The 16,526-nt window shown below is 66.8% G+C and carries 11 protein-coding genes; 6 read left to right on the top strand and 5 right to left on the bottom strand.

The genetic code is table 11. The features are described 5' to 3' along the window. Positions 1 to 6: 6 nt before the first annotated feature. Positions 7 to 2,169, bottom strand: coding sequence for an MMPL family transporter (locus tag AZG88_RS02585; RefSeq protein WP_061696965.1), 2,163 nt, complete (start codon positions 2,167 to 2,169; stop codon positions 7 to 9). A 410-nt stretch (positions 2,170 to 2,579) separates the two neighbouring features. Here AZG88_RS02585 and rpoB point away from each other — a divergent pair, with 410 nt between their 5' ends. The 3 genes from rpoB to AZG88_RS02570 all read left to right on the top strand — a co-directional run bounded on the left by rpoB (position 2,580) and on the right by AZG88_RS02570 (position 11,542). Continuing rightward, positions 2,580 to 6,086, top strand: coding sequence for a DNA-directed RNA polymerase subunit beta (rpoB, locus tag AZG88_RS02580; protein WP_011594854.1), 3,507 nt, complete (start codon positions 2,580 to 2,582; stop codon positions 6,084 to 6,086). 117 nt (positions 6,087 to 6,203) lie between these two features. Further along, complete coding sequence (locus AZG88_RS02575; protein ID WP_005252128.1) at positions 6,204 to 10,160, top strand: DNA-directed RNA polymerase subunit beta'; 3,957 nt, start codon at positions 6,204 to 6,206, stop codon at positions 10,158 to 10,160. Between the two features lie 146 nt (positions 10,161 to 10,306). Then, on the top strand, positions 10,307 to 11,542 hold the full coding sequence (locus tag AZG88_RS02570; RefSeq protein ID WP_025433117.1) for a M23 family metallopeptidase: 1,236 nt from the start codon (positions 10,307 to 10,309) through the stop codon (positions 11,540 to 11,542). On the opposite strand, the gene AZG88_RS02565 is transcribed toward AZG88_RS02570, so the two are convergent. After that, entirely contained in the window at positions 11,539 to 12,099 is a 561-nt protein-coding gene (locus AZG88_RS02565) for a TetR/AcrR family transcriptional regulator (RefSeq protein ID WP_005252130.1), read from the bottom strand. The two genes, AZG88_RS02570 and AZG88_RS02565, sit on opposite strands and share 4 nt — an antisense overlap. A 118-nt stretch (positions 12,100 to 12,217) precedes the next feature. On the opposite strand from AZG88_RS02565, the gene AZG88_RS02560 reads away from it, so the two are divergent. After that, positions 12,218 to 12,418, top strand: a complete 201-nt coding sequence (locus AZG88_RS02560; protein ID WP_005258232.1) for a hypothetical protein — start codon at positions 12,218 to 12,220, stop codon at positions 12,416 to 12,418. Positions 12,419 to 12,423: 5 nt separating this feature from the next. Here the strand turns inward: AZG88_RS02560 and AZG88_RS02555 are convergent, their stop codons facing one another. After that, positions 12,424 to 12,936, bottom strand: a complete 513-nt coding sequence (locus AZG88_RS02555) for a SixA phosphatase family protein (protein WP_005252132.1) — start codon at positions 12,934 to 12,936, stop codon at positions 12,424 to 12,426. A 9-nt stretch (positions 12,937 to 12,945) separates the two neighbouring features. Then, positions 12,946 to 13,959, bottom strand: a complete 1,014-nt coding sequence (locus AZG88_RS02550; RefSeq protein ID WP_061044596.1) for an aldo/keto reductase — start codon at positions 13,957 to 13,959, stop codon at positions 12,946 to 12,948. Positions 13,960 to 14,093: 134 nt separating this feature from the next. On the opposite strand from AZG88_RS02550, the gene AZG88_RS02545 reads away from it, so the two are divergent. Then, the gene (locus tag AZG88_RS02545; protein ID WP_061696964.1) at positions 14,094 to 14,930 is read left to right on the top strand and encodes a helix-turn-helix transcriptional regulator; all 837 of its coding nucleotides are present in this window, start codon (positions 14,094 to 14,096) and stop codon (positions 14,928 to 14,930) included. On the opposite strand, the gene AZG88_RS02540 is transcribed toward AZG88_RS02545, so the two are convergent. Next, positions 14,931 to 15,710: an acyl-[acyl-carrier-protein] thioesterase gene (locus AZG88_RS02540; protein ID WP_005252136.1), complete on the bottom strand. Its 780-nt coding sequence runs from the start codon at positions 15,708 to 15,710 to the stop codon at positions 14,931 to 14,933. Positions 15,711 to 15,862: 152 nt separating this feature from the next. Here AZG88_RS02540 and AZG88_RS02535 point away from each other — a divergent pair. Then, a partial coding sequence (locus AZG88_RS02535; protein ID WP_156517413.1) for a 4Fe-4S dicluster domain-containing protein occupies positions 15,863 to 16,526 on the top strand: 664 nt, incomplete at its 3' end.

Here is a 16,526-nt window from a genome sequence, read left to right as displayed (position 1 = left end):
TCGTCTTCACGATTGGATGGGAATCTGTTGCTGCGGTGTCGGTTTCGGATCCCCAGGGGAACCGGGGGTAGGTGCCTTCCGTGCCAGGAATCCCGGCGCCCACCAATTGGCCTCACCCATCAGCTTCACCAGGGCGGGCACCAGCATCATGCGGATGACGGTGGCGTCGATGAGTAGCGCGACGATCATGCCGAGTCCGATGAATCGCATCATCGTCAGCTCCGAGAGCGTGAACGCGCCGGTGACGACGATCAGCAGCGCGGCGGCCGCCGTCACGATGCGCCCCGTATGTGCCGTGCCGATCCGCACGGCCTCTTCGGTCGACGCACCCTCGTCGTGGGCCTCGACCATTCGCGACATCAGGAAGATCTCGTAGTCTGTGGAGAGGCCGAACACCACCGCGATGATGAGGACGACCATCGTCGCGGGTAGCGGCCCCGGCGTGACTCCGAGGAATTCGGCACCGTGGCCGTCCTCGAAGATCCACGTGAGCACGCCGAACGAGGCGGCGAGGCTCAGAGTGGCCATCGCGATCGCCTTCAGGGGCAGCACCACGGACCGGAACGCCAGGAGCATCAGCACGAAGGTGACGGCCACCATGATCCCGATCATCCACGGCAGTCGCGCGGCCATCGCGTCGAGTCCGTCGGCGGTCAGGGCGTTCAACCCGCCCAGCATCTTCTCGGTGCCTTCCGGGGGCGGGAGGTCGCGCAGTGCGGCGGCCGTCGCCATGGCCCCCGTCGTGCGGTCGGCGTCGTCGAAGATGGCCCGGATGGCGACGAACGTGTCGGTGGCGCCGACCGGGACCACCCGCTGGACTCCGTCGACCGCGGCCGTCGCCCGGAAGAGCTCTGCCGTGGCGGCCGGGGGCGGGGCCTTGCCGTCGCTGCCCTGCAGGATCAGGGTCGCCCCGTTGTTGGCGAGCGGGAAGTCGGCGGCGAGATCGTCGACGGCGACCCGGAGGGGGTGAGCCGCGGGCAGTCCGGTGTGATCGAGATCACCCAGCGCCGCGCCTGCGAGAGGCGCGGCGAGTACGAGCAGCCCCGCGACGATGGCCGTCGCGATCGGGACGGGCCGCCGCATGACCCGGGCGGCGACGCCGCCCCAGAACCGGTGCGCCCTGTCTTCGCCGCGTTCGACCACACCCGGTCGCCACGTCAGCGAGTTGATGCGAGGCCCGAGCAGCGCGAGTGCTGCGGGCAGCGCCGACAGCGACAGCACGGCGGCGATCCCGATGGCCGCCATCCCGCCGTAGGCGAACGACCGCACGATGGCCTGGGGAAACACGAGCATGCCCACGAAACCGCACACCAGGAGGAGGGCGGAGAACCCCACGGTCCGGCCGGCCGTGGCGAGCGTCCGGCGGACCGCGTCGTCGGTGCGGGCGCCCGACCGCAGCTCCTCGCGGAACCGGGTCACGACGAACAATCCGTAGTCGATGGACATGCCGAGCCCGACGAGGCTCGCGATGTTCACCGAGAACGCGCTGACCTCGGTGAAGTACGAGATCACGCGCAGGGCGCCGAGGGCGCCGAGGATCGCGAGACCGCCGACGCACAGCGGGACGGCCGCGCCGACGAGGCCGCCGAAGATGACGAGCAGAAGGAGCAGCAGAAGCGGGAAGGACACCGCCTCGGCTCGCAGTAGATCACTCTCGGACACCTCGTTGAAGGCGTTGGCGGCCGCGCTGAAGCCGCTGAACTCCGCATCCGTGCCGTCGATGACCAGCAGGTGTTCGAGATCGTGGTACGCGGCGATCCGAGTGTTCTCGTCGCCGCTCAGCGACAGCACCACCAGTCCCTCGGTGCCGTCGGTGGACCGCAGGAACTCCTTCGCCTGCGGCGGCGCCGACCAATACGACAGGGGAGTGTTGGCGAGCATTCCGGGGTCGATCTGCGCCACGTGGGCGGCCACCTCGGGCCCGAGGTCGTCGATCGTCGAACCCGGACGTGCGTGGTAGGTGACCGCAAGATCGGGAGTCTGCCGTCCGAACGTCCCCTCGATCAGGCGCTCGACGCCCGCGGACTCGCTGCCCGGATCGGTGTACCCGCCGAGGCTCAGCCGGTCGAACACGCCCGATCCCCACGCCCCACCGAGCAGCACCAGCAGCACCGTGGCGGCGAGGACCAGCTTCGGACGGGCGACGACGAACGAACTCCAGCGCGTCACGGCTCTGCTTCCCTCGAGAAATCGACGGCGATCGCGTGCGCATATTGTTCACCGCCCGTCAGCGGCTGGGAAGGGGCGGCGGGAACAGCCCCCGGGCCTCGCGAAACGACGCGACACGCCCCCTAACTCTTGACGCCGCGATGATCACGCGTCACTCTGATGCGTGAACATGCGCAGTGACGCGTGGCCAAGCGCCCGGCTGGGTGCTGTTTCGGGTGCCCGACTCGACATCTACTGAGTTTGGGTGTACTTTTGGACGTTGCGCTGGCTCCCTCCTGTCCACCCCTCGTCCGCACCGCTGCGAAGTGATTCACTCTTCAGCAACTGTGACGAGTTTCGTTCGGGTTGTGACCAGCGAAATTCGAAGCAGATACAGCGGCGGTCGCAACAGCAAGAGCGGCCCGCGTGAGGTGCTGGAAGGACGCATCTTGGCAGTCTCTAGCCAGACCAAGGCAGTTTCCGGAATCCCCGGAGCCCCGAAGAGGGTTTCGTTCGCAAAGATTCGCGAACCCCTCGAAGTTCCCGGGCTTCTTGATGTACAAACCGATTCGTTCGAGTGGTTGATCGGTGCGCAGAGCTGGCGCGAACGCGCCGCCGCTCGTGGCGACAGCGCAATCTCCGGCGGTCTCGAGGACATTCTCGCGGAGCTTTCCCCGATCGAGGATTTCTCGGGCTCGATGTCTCTGTCCTTCTCGGACCCGCGCTTCGACGAGGTGAAGGCCTCGACGGACGAGTGCAAAGACAAAGACATGACCTACGCGGCGCCGTTGTTCGTCACCGCGGAGTTCATCAACAACAACACCGGTGAGATCAAGAGCCAGACGGTCTTCATGGGCGACTTCCCGATGATGACCGACAAGGGCACGTTCATCATCAACGGCACCGAGCGTGTCGTGGTCTCGCAGCTGGTGCGTTCCCCCGGCGTCTACTTCGACCACTCCGTCGACAAGGGCACCGAGAAGGACCTGCACAGCGTCAAGGTCATCCCGGGCCGTGGTGCATGGCTCGAGTTCGACGTGGACAAGCGCGACACGGTCGGCGTCCGCATCGACCGCAAGCGCCGCCAGCCCGTCACCGTGCTGCTGAAGGCCCTCGGCTGGACCACCGAGCAGATCACCGAGCGCTTCGGCTTCTCGGAGATCCTCATGGCGACGCTCGAGAAGGACAACACCGCCGGCACCGACGAGGCGCTGCTCGACATCTACCGCAAGCTGCGTCCGGGCGAGCCGCCGACCAAGGAGAGTGCGCAGACGCTCCTGGAGAACCTGTTCTTCAAGGACAAGCGCTACGACCTGGCTCGCGTGGGTCGCTACAAGATCAACAAGAAGCTGGGCCTGAACCTCGGACAGCCGATCGTCGCGTCGACCCTCACCGAGGAAGACATCGTCGCCACCATCGAGTACCTGGTGCGCCTGCACGCCGGTGACACCGAGATGACCGCCCCCGGCGGCAGTGCGGTGCCCGTCGAGGTCGACGACATCGACCACTTCGGTAACCGTCGTCTGCGCACGGTCGGCGAGCTCATCCAGAACCAGATCCGCGTGGGCCTGTCCCGCATGGAGCGCGTGGTTCGTGAGCGCATGACGACCCAGGACGTCGAGGCGATCACGCCGCAGACGCTGATCAACATCCGGCCCGTCGTGGCTGCGATCAAGGAGTTCTTCGGAACCTCCCAGCTGTCGCAGTTCATGGACCAGAACAACCCGCTGTCGGGGCTGACGCACAAGCGTCGTCTGTCCGCCCTCGGCCCGGGTGGTCTGTCCCGTGAGCGCGCCGGCCTCGAGGTGCGAGACGTTCACCCGTCGCACTACGGCCGCATGTGCCCGATCGAGACCCCTGAGGGTCCGAACATCGGTCTGATCGGTTCGCTGTCGGTGTACGCGCGGGTCAACCCGTTCGGCTTCATCGAGACGCCGTACCGCAAGGTCGAGAACGGCCAGGTCACCGACCAGGTCGACTACCTGACCGCGGACGAAGAGGACCGCCACGTCGTCGCCCAGGCCAACTCGGCCCTCGACGCCAACGGTCACTTCACGGACGATCGCATTCTGGTCCGTCGTAAGGGTGGCGAGGTCGAATTCGTCTCGTCCGCCGAGATCGACTACATGGACGTCTCGCCGCGGCAGATGGTGTCCGTCGCGACCGCGATGATTCCGTTCCTCGAGCACGACGACGCCAACCGTGCCCTGATGGGTGCGAACATGCAGCGTCAGGCGGTGCCCCTCGTTCGCAGCGAGGCTCCGCTGGTCGGTACCGGCATGGAACTGCGTGCCGCCGTCGACGCGGGCGACGTCATCGTCACCGAGAAGACCGGTGTCGTGGAAGAGGTCTCCGCCGACTACGTCACGGTCATGGCCGACGACGGAAGCCGCAAGACCTACCGGATGCGCAAGTTCGCGCGTTCGAACCAGGGCACCTGCGCCAACCAGCGTCCGATCGTGGACGAGGGACAGCGTGTCGAGTTCGGACAGGTCCTCGCCGACGGCCCCTGCACCGAGAACGGTGAGATGGCGCTCGGCAAGAACCTGCTCGTCGCGATCATGCCGTGGGAAGGCCACAACTACGAGGACGCGATCATTCTGTCGCAGCGCCTCGTGGAAGAGGACGTCCTGACCTCGATCCACATCGAGGAGCACGAGATCGATGCCCGCGACACCAAGCTCGGTGCCGAGGAGATCACTCGCGACATCCCGAACGTCTCCGACGAGGTCCTCGCCGACCTCGACGAGCGCGGTATCATCCGTATCGGTGCCGAGGTTCGTGACGGCGACGTGCTGGTCGGAAAGGTCACGCCGAAGGGCGAGACCGAGCTGACCCCCGAGGAGCGCCTGCTGCGCGCCATCTTCGGTGAGAAGGCTCGCGAGGTTCGCGACACGTCGCTGAAGGTCCCCCACGGTGAGACCGGCAAGGTCATCGGCATCCGCGTGTTCTCGCGCGACGACGACGACGATCTGCCCCCCGGTGTCAACGAGCTGGTCCGCGTCTACGTGGCACAGAAGCGCAAGATCCAGGACGGCGACAAGCTCGCCGGCCGCCACGGCAACAAGGGCGTCATCGGCAAGATCCTCCCGCAGGAGGACATGCCGTTCCTGCCCGACGGCACTCCGGTCGACATCATTCTGAACACCCACGGTGTTCCGCGTCGTATGAACATCGGTCAGATCTTGGAGACCCACCTCGGGTGGATCGGCAAGACCGGCTGGAACGTTCAGATCGCCGGCGACGGCTCCCGTCCCGATTGGGCGGAGCAGCTGCCGGAGGAGATGCTGTCTGCACCTGCCGACTCCAACATCGCCACCCCGGTGTTCGACGGCGCCAAGGAAGACGAGCTCACCGGTCTCCTCGGTTCGACGCTGCCGAACCGCGACGGCGAGGTCATGGTCGCGTCCGACGGAAAGGCCACGTTGTTCGACGGCCGTTCCGGCGAGCCGTTCCCGTACCCGGTGTCGGTCGGCTACATGTACATCATCAAGCTGCACCACCTGGTCGACGACAAGATCCACGCTCGTTCGACCGGTCCGTACTCGATGATCACCCAGCAGCCGCTCGGCGGTAAGGCCCAGTTCGGTGGCCAGCGCTTCGGTGAGATGGAGTGCTGGGCGATGCAGGCCTACGGCGCGGCATACACGCTGCAGGAGCTGCTCACCATCAAGTCGGACGACGTGGTGGGTCGAGTCAAGGTGTACGAGGCCATCGTCAAGGGCGAGAACATCCCCGAGCCGGGCATCCCCGAGTCGTTCAAGGTGCTCCTGAAGGAGCTCCAGTCGCTCTGCCTCAACGTGGAGGTGCTGTCCTCGGACGGCGCGGCCATCGCGATGGCCGACGGTGACGACGAGGACCTGGAGCGGGCCGCAGCGAACCTGGGCATCAACTTGTCCCGGAACGAAGCGGCGACGGTCGACGACCTCGCGAACTAGATTTCGGTCCCCGGATCCTGAGAAATCAGGGTCCGGGGGCGTAGTTCACATTTGAATTGGCAGTCAGGTATCGGCGGCCACCGCTGATCCACAATCCCTCTGGGGAAAGGAAGTTACGTGCTCGACGTCAACTTCTTCGATGAACTCCGCATTGGCCTCGCCAGTGCAGAGGACATCCGCAATTGGTCCTACGGCGAGGTCAAGAAGCCGGAGACCATCAACTACCGCACGCTCAAGCCCGAGAAGGACGGCCTCTTCTGCGAGAAGATCTTCGGCCCCACCCGGGACTGGGAGTGCTACTGCGGTAAGTACAAGCGTGTCCGCTTCAAGGGCATCATCTGTGAGCGTTGCGGTGTCGAGGTGACCCGCGCCAAGGTTCGGCGTGAGCGCATGGGCCACATCGAACTGGCTGCCCCGGTCACGCACATCTGGTACTTCAAGGGCGTGCCCAGCCGGCTCGGCTACCTGCTCGACCTGGCGCCGAAGGATCTCGAAAAGATCATCTACTTCGCCGCGTATGTCATCGTCGGTGTCGACGAGGAACTGCGTCACAACGAGCTGTCCACTCTCGAAGCCGAGATGCAGGTCGAGAAGAAGTCCGTCGCGGATCAGCGTGACGCCGACCTCGAGGCCCGCGCTCAGAAGCTCGAAGCCGACATCGCCGAGCTGGAGGCGGAGGGCGCGAAGTCCGACGTCCGCCGCAAGGTCAAGGACGGCGGCGAGCGCGAAATGCGTCAGCTCCGTGACCGCGCGCAGCGCGAGCTGGATCGTCTCGACGAGATCTGGACCACGTTCACCAAGCTGAGTGTCAAGCAGCTCATCGTCGACGAACTGCTGTACCGCGAGCTCGTCGACCGCTACGGCGAGTACTTCACGGGCGCCATGGGTGCCGAGTCGATCCAGAAGCTCATGGAGAGCTTCGACATCGACGCCGAGGCCGAGAACCTCCGCGAGACCATCCGCAGCGGCAAGGGGCAGAAGAAGCTCCGCGCACTGAAGCGTCTCAAGGTCGTCGCAGCCTTCCAGGTCAACCAGAACTCGCCCATGGGCATGGTTCTGAACGCCGTCCCGGTGATCCCGCCGGAGCTGCGCCCGATGGTTCAGCTCGACGGTGGCCGCTTCGCCACCTCCGACCTGAACGACCTGTACCGCCGCGTGATCAACCGCAACAACCGCCTCAAGCGACTGATCGACCTCGGTGCCCCCGAGATCATCGTCAACAACGAGAAGCGGATGCTGCAGGAGTCCGTGGACGCGCTGTTCGACAACGGCCGTCGTGGCCGTCCCGTCACGGGTCCCGGTAACCGTCCGCTGAAGTCCCTGAGCGACCTGCTCAAGGGCAAGCAGGGTCGTTTCCGTCAGAACCTGCTCGGTAAGCGCGTCGACTACTCGGGTCGTTCCGTCATCGTCGTCGGCCCGCAGCTCAAGCTGCACCAGTGCGGTCTGCCGAAGCTGATGGCGCTCGAGCTGTTCAAGCCGTTCGTGATGAAGCGCCTGGTCGACCTGAACCACGCGCAGAACATCAAGTCCGCCAAGCGCATGGTGGAACGTCAGCGCGCACAGGTGTGGGACGTCCTCGAAGAGGTCATCGCCGAGCACCCCGTGCTGCTGAACCGTGCACCGACGCTGCACCGCCTGGGCATCCAGGCCTTCGAGCCGCAGCTGGTCGAGGGTAAGGCCATTCAGCTCCACCCGCTGGTGTGTGAGGCCTTCAACGCCGACTTCGACGGTGACCAGATGGCCGTGCACCTTCCGCTGTCCGCGGAGGCGCAGGCCGAGGCTCGCATCCTGATGCTGTCGTCGAACAACATCCTGTCGCCCGCGTCGGGTCGACCGCTCGCCATGCCCCGTCTGGACATGGTCACCGGTCTGTACCACCTGACCCGGTTGGACGAGGGTGCGATCGGCGAGCTCGCAGCGTCGACCAGCGACGAGGCGGAGCAGGGCGTGTACTCCTCGCCTGCCGAGGCTCAGATGGCCGTCGATCGTGGCGCGCTCGTCGTGCAGGCGAAGATCAAGGTGCGGCTCACGCAGCAGCGCCCGCCCCGCGACATCGAGTCGGAGCTGTTCCCCGAGGGCTGGAACTACGGTGACGGCTGGACCGCGGAGACGACGCTGGGTCGCGTGCTCTTCAACGAGCTGCTGCCCGCGGACTACCCGTTCGTCAACGAGCAGATGCCGAAGAAGCGTCAGGCGACGATCATCAACGATCTCGCCGAGCGCTACCCCATGATCGTGGTCGCGCAGACCGTCGACAAGCTGAAGGACGCCGGTTTCTACTGGGCCACGCGTTCGGGTGTGACGGTCTCGATCTCCGACGTCCTCGTGCCGCCGGAGAAGGCTCAGATCATGGAGTCCTTCGAGGCTCAGGCCGACCAGATCGAGAAGAAGTACCAGCGTGGTGCTCTGAACAAGACCGAGCGCAACAGCGCCCTGGTCAAGATCTGGTCCGAGGCCACCGACGAGGTCGGTAAGGCCATGGAGGCCCACTTCCCCGACGACAACCCGATCCCGATGATCGTGAAGTCCGGCGCCGCCGGCAACATGACTCAGGTTCGTTCGCTCGCCGGTATGAAGGGTCTGGTGACCAACCCGAAGGGTGAGTTCATCCCGCGTCCGATCAAGTCTTCCTTCAAGGAAGGCCTGACCGTTCTCGAGTACTTCATCAACACGCACGGTGCCCGTAAGGGTCTGGCCGATACCGCGCTCCGCACCGCCGACTCGGGCTACCTGACCCGTCGTCTGGTGGACGTCTCGCAGGACGTCATCGTCCGCGAGGTCGACTGTGGAACCGAGCGCGGCATCGTCACCACGATCGCCGAGAAGCAGGCCGACGGCACGCTGATCCGCGACGCTCACGTGGAGACGAGCACGTACGCCCGCACCCTGGCCGCCGACGCGGTCGACGAGAACGGCAACGTCATCGTCGAGCGTGGACACGACCTGGGCGACCCGGCAATCGACGCGCTGCTCGAGGCAGGTATCACGCAGGTCAAGGTCCGCTCGGTGCTCACCTGCACCACCGGCACCGGTGTCTGCGCCACCTGCTACGGCCGCTCCATGGCCACCGGCAAGCTCGTCGACATCGGTGAGGCCGTCGGTATCGTCGCCGCGCAGTCCATCGGTGAGCCCGGTACCCAGCTGACCATGCGTACGTTCCACCAGGGTGGTGTCGCCGGAGACGACATCACCGGTGGTCTGCCGCGTGTTCAGGAGCTGTTCGAGGCCCGCGTCCCCAAGGGCAAGGCCCCGATCGCCGACGTCAGTGGCCGCGTGCAGCTCGAGGACGGCGACCGCTTCTACAAGATCACCATCGTCCCGGACGACGGTGGCGAAGAGGTTGTCTACGACAAGCTCTCGAAGCGTCAGCGTCTGCGTGTCTTCAAGCACGACGACGGCACCGAACGCCTTCTGGCCGACGGTGACCACGTCGAGGTCGGTCAGCAGCTCATGGAAGGTGCTGCCGATCCGCACGAGGTGCTGCGTGTCATGGGCCCCCGTCAGGTGCAGATCCACCTCGTCAACGAGGTCCAGGAGGTGTACCGGAGCCAGGGTGTGTCGATCCACGACAAGCACATCGAGGTCATCGTGCGCCAGATGCTGCGTCGCGTGACGATCATCGACTCGGGCGCCACGGAGTTCCTGCCCGGTTCGCTGACCGAGCGTGCGGATTTCGAAGCGGCCAACCGCCGTGTCGTCGCCGAGGGTGGCGAGCCGGCAGCCGGACGTCCGGTGCTGATGGGTATCACCAAGGCATCGTTGGCGACCGACTCGTGGCTGTCCGCGGCGTCGTTCCAGGAGACCACTCGCGTGCTGACCGATGCGGCGATCAACTGCCGCTCGGACAAGCTGATCGGTCTGAAGGAAAACGTGATCATCGGAAAGCTGATCCCCGCCGGTACCGGTATCAACCGTTACCGCAACATCCAGGTTCAGCCGACCGAAGAAGCTCGCGCTGCTGCGTACGCGGTTCCGTCCTACGACGACCAGTACTACAGCCCGGACGGCTTCGGCCAGAACACCGGTGCTGCGGTGCCGCTGGACGATTACGGTTTCAGCAACGATTACCGGTAGGCGCTCCGCGCCCGTGAGCGGTTGACGAGTCCCAGGACTCGCCGAGCACTCACCAAGGACGAAGGCCCCACCCCTCTCTCTTCGGGGGTGGGGCCTTCATCTGTTTCCTTGCCTTGTCGCCGGGTGGCCGCCGTTGCTAGCGTCGGATGATGGCCCGGTCGAGGTTCGCCATCGCGCTTCTTCTCGCCGTCGTCGTGGGGGCCGCGACCTCCTGCACGGCTTCTGACGACACCCAGCAGAGCGAGGCGACGTCGTCGGCGGCGCCGGCCACGTCCGCCGGTCCCGCCGTGCTCACGCCGGTGGTCGCGGATGTGGTGGCCGCGCCGATTCCGGTGACGGGCAGCGACGGTCGCGTGCACCTGGCCTACGAACTGCGGTTGACGAACACCGGTTCGCAGCCGGCGACGATCACGTCGCTGCAGGTGAAGGGCGACGGCCGCACGCTGGTGGACCTGAGCGGTGAGGCGCTGACGCCGTGGTTCCAGGCCCTCGGCGGTGGTCCGAAGACCGGCACCGTCCTCGCCCCCGGACAGCAGGGGCTGGTGTGGATCGACGCGACACTGAACAGTCCCGACGACGTGCCCGCCAGTCTGGGCCACGTCGTGAACGTCGACTTCCCGCAGGCGACGTCGCTCGTGCCGTCCCAGCTGGCCGAGAACGTGGCGGACACGAAAGTCGACACCCGTGACGCCGTCCGGATCCGCGCTCCCCTCGACGGTCCGCGGTGGCTCGACGGCACCGGCTGCTGCACGGTCACGTCTCACCGCGCGGCCGTGCTGCCGATCAACGGGCGGATGCTCGCGGCCGAGCGCTTCGCGATCGACTTCGTCCAGCTCGACGAGCAGGGACGCATCTACGTCGGCGACAAGACTCAGCTGTCGAGCTACGAGTACTACGGCGCACCGGTCCGTGCGGTGTCGGACGGCAAGGTGATCGCCGTCGTGGGTGATCTGTCCGAACAGGTTCCGGGTGCCAGTCCGCAGGGACTGCCCCTCGGCCAGTACGGCGGAAATCACGTCGTCCAGGACATCGGGAACGGGCGGTACGCGTTCTACGCGCACCTGCAGCCCGGCAGCGTGGACGACATCAGCGTCGGCCAGGACCTGCGGGCGGGCGACCAACTCGGGCTGCTGGGCAACAGCGGAAACACCGACGCACCGCATCTGCACTTCCATCTGATGGACGGGCCGGACTACCTGGCGTCGAACGGCATTCCGTTCGAGTTCGAGAACTTCGACCTCGACGGGCGGGTGACGGGGGAGAGCTTCGAGGCCGCTGCGACCGCCGGCGCCCCGGTGGTCGACGCGACGGGAACGCAGACCGGGGCGCGCACCGACGAGATGCCGCTGTACCTCGACGTCGTGACGTTCCCGGGCAGTTAGCCGAGGAGCCCGCGCTCGACGAACCGGGTGAGAGCGGCGATGCCCTCGTCGTCGCCGCCGTCCCACAGGCCGACGAAGGCGGTCGCCACCGCGGCGAGCAGCTGGGCACTGACGTCGGGGCTCGCGGGGAGGTGCGCGCCGTCCGCCGCGAGTGCCGTGAGGAGTTCGGCCCACGGCTTCATCTGCTCGATCCCGAAGTCGTGCATCCGCTGCGCGAACGCGGGATCGACGAGGGCTGCGTCACGGAGCGCGGCCATCACGGTGCGATGCCGCGACTGTAGTTGCCAGAACACGGCGAGATGCGGGCCGAGGTCCCGCAGATCGTCCGGGGACGTGGCGATGAGTGCATCCGCGTCGTCGCCGATGTCGTCCGCGAGCGCGAGGAGCAGCGCCTCCTTGCCGTCGAAATGGTTGTAGAACGAGCCCGCGGCCTTGCCGGCCTCGGTGGTGATGTCGGTGATGGTGGCGTTCAGATACCCCTTGCGTTCGAAGACCACTTGGGCGGCGTCGAGCAAGTCCCGGCGTGTCTGGGCGGCCTTCTCCTGTCGGGTGGTCACTGCGCTTTCCTCATCTCCTCGCCGCTCGTCTGGCCTCGCTCGAAACCTGGTTCTCGTCCGTGAAGACTATCCTCGAGCACACCTGTCCGATATGCGTGGTTCGATGAACGGAGACGACATGTCCGAGAAGAAGATCGATCGCGTCAAGACCGAGTCGGCACTCGAAGTGCTGCGGGAAAGCCCCACGATCGCACTCATCACCGTGGCCCCGGCGCTGGTCGTCTTCGGGGTGGTGTGGTGGCTGTTCGGATTCTGGTCAGCCCTCGTGCTGGTCCTGATTCTGGGTGTCGTTGCCGTCGTCGGCCGGAAGCTGTTCTGAGACCGCTACCGTGGAACGTGGAACGTGGCGAGTGACGCCGCGCTCGACGTGAGTTCGTCCCAGTCGCACGGCACCGTGAGGACGGCGAGCGCGGACGTCGGGAACTTCTCCCGCATCAGGTTGGCATCCCCGGTATCGGGGTTGCCCGCCAGATCCAGTGCCGTCGACGGCATGCCGGGAACGTGCCCGACCACGAGCAGGGTGCGCACCGACGGTTCGACCCGCACGATCTCCATGAGCACCTCGGACGGGTACGCGCCGTACAGCTCCTCGGCGAACCGGGCGGGAGCGCCGACCCGGGTCGCCTCCAGCGTTTCCCGGGTGCGGCGCGCGGTCGAACACAGCACGGCGTCGATCGGCGGCTGAGTCGACCGCAGCCACTCACCGGCCAGACCCGCCTGCTTCCGTCCGCGCGGCGCCAACGGCCGCTCGTGATCCGCGACCCCCTCCGGGTACGCCGACTTGCCGTGGCGCATCAGGATCAGGGTGCGATTCCGCGACGAGCTGTGCGAGGCCATGGCTAGACGCTAGCGCCCCACGCCGGCGCGTTCACTGTCGAGCTGGGCCATCTGCGCGGGCGCGTAGCGTTCCCCGGCGACAGCGGTGTCGGGAAACGCTGCGGCGATGGCCGCGAGGTCGCCGGCACCGAGGCGGACGTCGAGTGCGCCGAGCGTCTCCTCGAGCCGGGCGACGGTGCGCGCTCCGACGACGGGCACGATGTCGTCGCCCCGGGCGAGAACCCACGCGATCGCCAGCTGCGCGACGCTCACCCCGTGCTGCGCGGCCACGGCGGCGAGCGAGTCGACGAGGGTGAGGTTCTGCCGGAGGTTCTCGCCTTGGAACCGGGGGCTGTGTGCGCGGAAGTCGTCGGCCGCGAGGGTCTGATCGGTGCGCAGCGAGTCGCTGAGCAGGCCTCGGGAGAGTACGCCGTAGGCCGTCACGCCGATCCCGAGTTCCCGGCAGAGCGGGAGGATCTCGGCCTCGATACCCCGGGAGACGAGCGAGTATTCGATCTGCAGGTCCACGATCGGGTGCACCGCCGCCGCTCGGCGAAGGGTCTCGGGACCCACCTCGGACAGGCCGATGTGGCGCACGTAGCCGGCCTCGACGAGTTCGCCGATCGTTCCGACGGTGTCCTCGATCGGCACGTCGGGGTCGAGACGGGCGGGGCGGTAGATGTCGATGTAGTCGACGCCGAGACGCTGCAGCGAGTACGCGAGGAAGTTCCGGATCGACTCGGGTCGCGTGTCGACTCCGGCCCACGTGCCGCCGGGGCCGCGCAGGCCGCCGAACTTGACGCTGAGGGTCACGTCCTCGCGTCGGCGGCCGGCGAGGGCCTTGCCGATCAGGGACTCGTTGTGGCCCGATCCGTAGAAGTCCCCGGTGTCGACGAGGTCGATCCCGGCGTCGAGCGCCGCGTGGATCGTGGCGACGGACTCCACGTCGTCCGTCTTGCCGTACATCCCGGACATGCCCATGGCGCCGAGGCCGAGCCGGCTGACGGTGGGACCGGTGGTTCCGAGTGCGGTGGTGCTGATCATGTTCTGCTCCGATGGTCGGTGGCTGTTCCGGACTGACACCAGCGTCGCCGTCGCCGGGGGCGGCAACCAGAGACCGCTCATCGGGGGACCGGCGATCCCTGGCAGCGCGCAGGTGGGTCCGGCACAGTTGATGCATGAACCGCTCCGAGTTGGCCGACTTCCTCCGCCGTCGCAGGGAACAGCTGGTTCCGGCCGACGTCGGACTGCCACCGGGAGTGCGGCGGCGGACGCCGGGGCTCCGGCGCGACGAGGTGGCGATGCTCGCGGGAATGTCGACGGACTACTACACGCGACTCGAGCAGGCGCGCGGCCCGCATCCGTCGACGCAGGTCCTGGCGTCGATCGCGCGGGCGCTGCGGCTGACCGACGATCAGCGCGACCATCTCTACCTGTTGTCGGGTCACGTTCCGCCGATGCGGGCCGCGGGCAACAAACACGTCGGACCGGGACTGCTGCACCTGCTCGACAAGCTCGACGACACCCCGGGCTGCGTCATCTCGGACCTCGGGGAAGTGCTGGTCCAGAACCGCATGCACGTGATCCTGTTCGGCGACGCGTCCCGGTATTCGGGTCTCGATCGGTACGTGCCGTGGCGGTGGTTCGCGCACCCCGGCGAGCGCGGGATGTTCCCTGCGGACGATCACGAGCGGCTCGCCGGACGTCACGTCGCGGATCTGCGGGCGACGGCCGCCCGGCGGGCCGGTGACGCCGACGTGACGGAACTGGTGGACCGCCTCTACGAGAGCAGCACCGAGTTCGCGGCGCTCTGGGACAGGCACGACGTGGCCGTCCGCCGGTCCGACACCAAGACCGTCCTCCACGCCGAGGTCGGACGTATCGACCTCGTCTGCGAGACGCTGCTGACCCCGAGCGCCTACCAGCATCTGCTCGTCTACATGCCGCAGCCGGGCTCCGACGCGCGGGCCAGGCTCGACCTGTTGCGGGTGATCGGCACTCAGCAGATGGTCTGATCAGGCGGTGAGCGGCCCGACCCGGGCCACGGCGCGCAGGGCGTCGTCGACCAGGAACCACACGGTCAGCGACGTGTCGTCCCGGCGCGAACGCAGGACGATCCGGTCGGTCGACACGATGGGCGAGAGGTATTCGAGCACGGCGCGATGGGGGTTGTCGACGAGGCGGCCGCCGCCCGGATGCTCGTGGTCGGCGAGCAGTTCTTCGACGGCCTGCCAGTAGACGGCGTTGTTGACGTGGTCGAACGGGTCGATGTCGGTGCGGCGCAGGACGAACCCGGTGTCCACGATGCCGTCCTCGTCGGCGGCCGGAGCATTCTCGACGAGCCACCGCTTCCACTTGAGCCGGTGTTCTTCCGCCGATTCCCCGAGGCGTTCGATGAACCCGTCGTCGATGCGGGTGGGCATTCCCGTTTCGCCGCTGATGTGGATCCAGAACCCTTCGGTCTCGATGAGCGCGCCCGCCTCACCCTCGATCTGGACCCGCATGTTCGTCCAACGGGTCGACAGTGCCGAGCACCAGCGCCGCAGGTGCACCCGCTCGGGCCACACCGCGGGCCGGACGACGTCGATGACGGTGCGCCGGACGATCCACAGCGGGTGGCTGTCGGCGGCGTCGACCGCGTCGAGGTTGTCCAGACCGGCGTCCTGCAGGTAGCGCGCGATCCCGTCGAGACGCAGGCGCTTGGCGGCATCGATGTCGCCGGTGCGGACCGGCCAGGACGTCTCGAAGAAGCGGCCGCGTGCGGGGGGAGCGGCGAGGGGTAGGTCGAGTGCCAAGATGCGGTTCCTTCGCTCGTGGACGGAGCTTTGATTCTTCCATCCGGCGCCGGTGCTTGTTTGCGGACGCGATTCTCAGTACAGTTCATATAACTGTTACTACGTGTAACACAAACGAGTTCGATGGTCCGGACAGGTGTGAGGAAACCGCAATGGCATATGTCATCACCCAGGCGTGCTGCAACGACGCGAGCTGCGTCTCCGCATGCCCCGTGAACTGCATCCATCCGACACCGGAGGAGCGGGAATTCGCGCAGACCGAGATGCTGCACATCGACCCGGAAACCTGCATCGACTGCGGGGCCTGCGTCGATGCCTGTCCGGTCGACGCGATCTTCCCGGAAGACAAGCTCATCGGTTCGCTCACCCGCTACAAGGACATCAACGCCGAGTACTACACGACCAACCCCATGCCGACCGGGTGGATCCCCCTCACGCCGGCGACTCCGCCGCGCCGTGACCTCGGCAAGCTCCGGGTCGCCGTCGTCGGCGCCGGCCCCGCGGCCTGCTACGCGGCGGGTGAACTGCTCGAACGTTCGGACGTCGAGGTCGAGATGTTCGAGAAGCTCCCGACCCCGTGGGGACTCGTCCGCGCCGGTGTCGCACCCGACCATCCGGGCACCAAGGAGGTGACCCGGATGTTCGAATGGAGCCTCGACCGGCCGAACTTCGAGTTCCACCTCAACGTCGAGGTCGGCAAGCACGTCACCCACGACGAGCTGCTGGAGAATCACCACGCCGTCATTTACGCAGTCGGGGCGTCGAGCGACCGGCGCCTGGGAATCCTGGGTGAGGACCTCCCCGGCGTGCACGCCG

Origin of the sequence: Rhodococcus sp. LB1 (genome assembly GCF_001583455.1) — a bacterium.
GTDB lineage: Bacteria > Actinomycetota > Actinomycetes > Mycobacteriales > Mycobacteriaceae > Rhodococcus_F > Rhodococcus_F opacus.
This window is presented reverse-complemented; position numbering and strand designations above follow the sequence as displayed.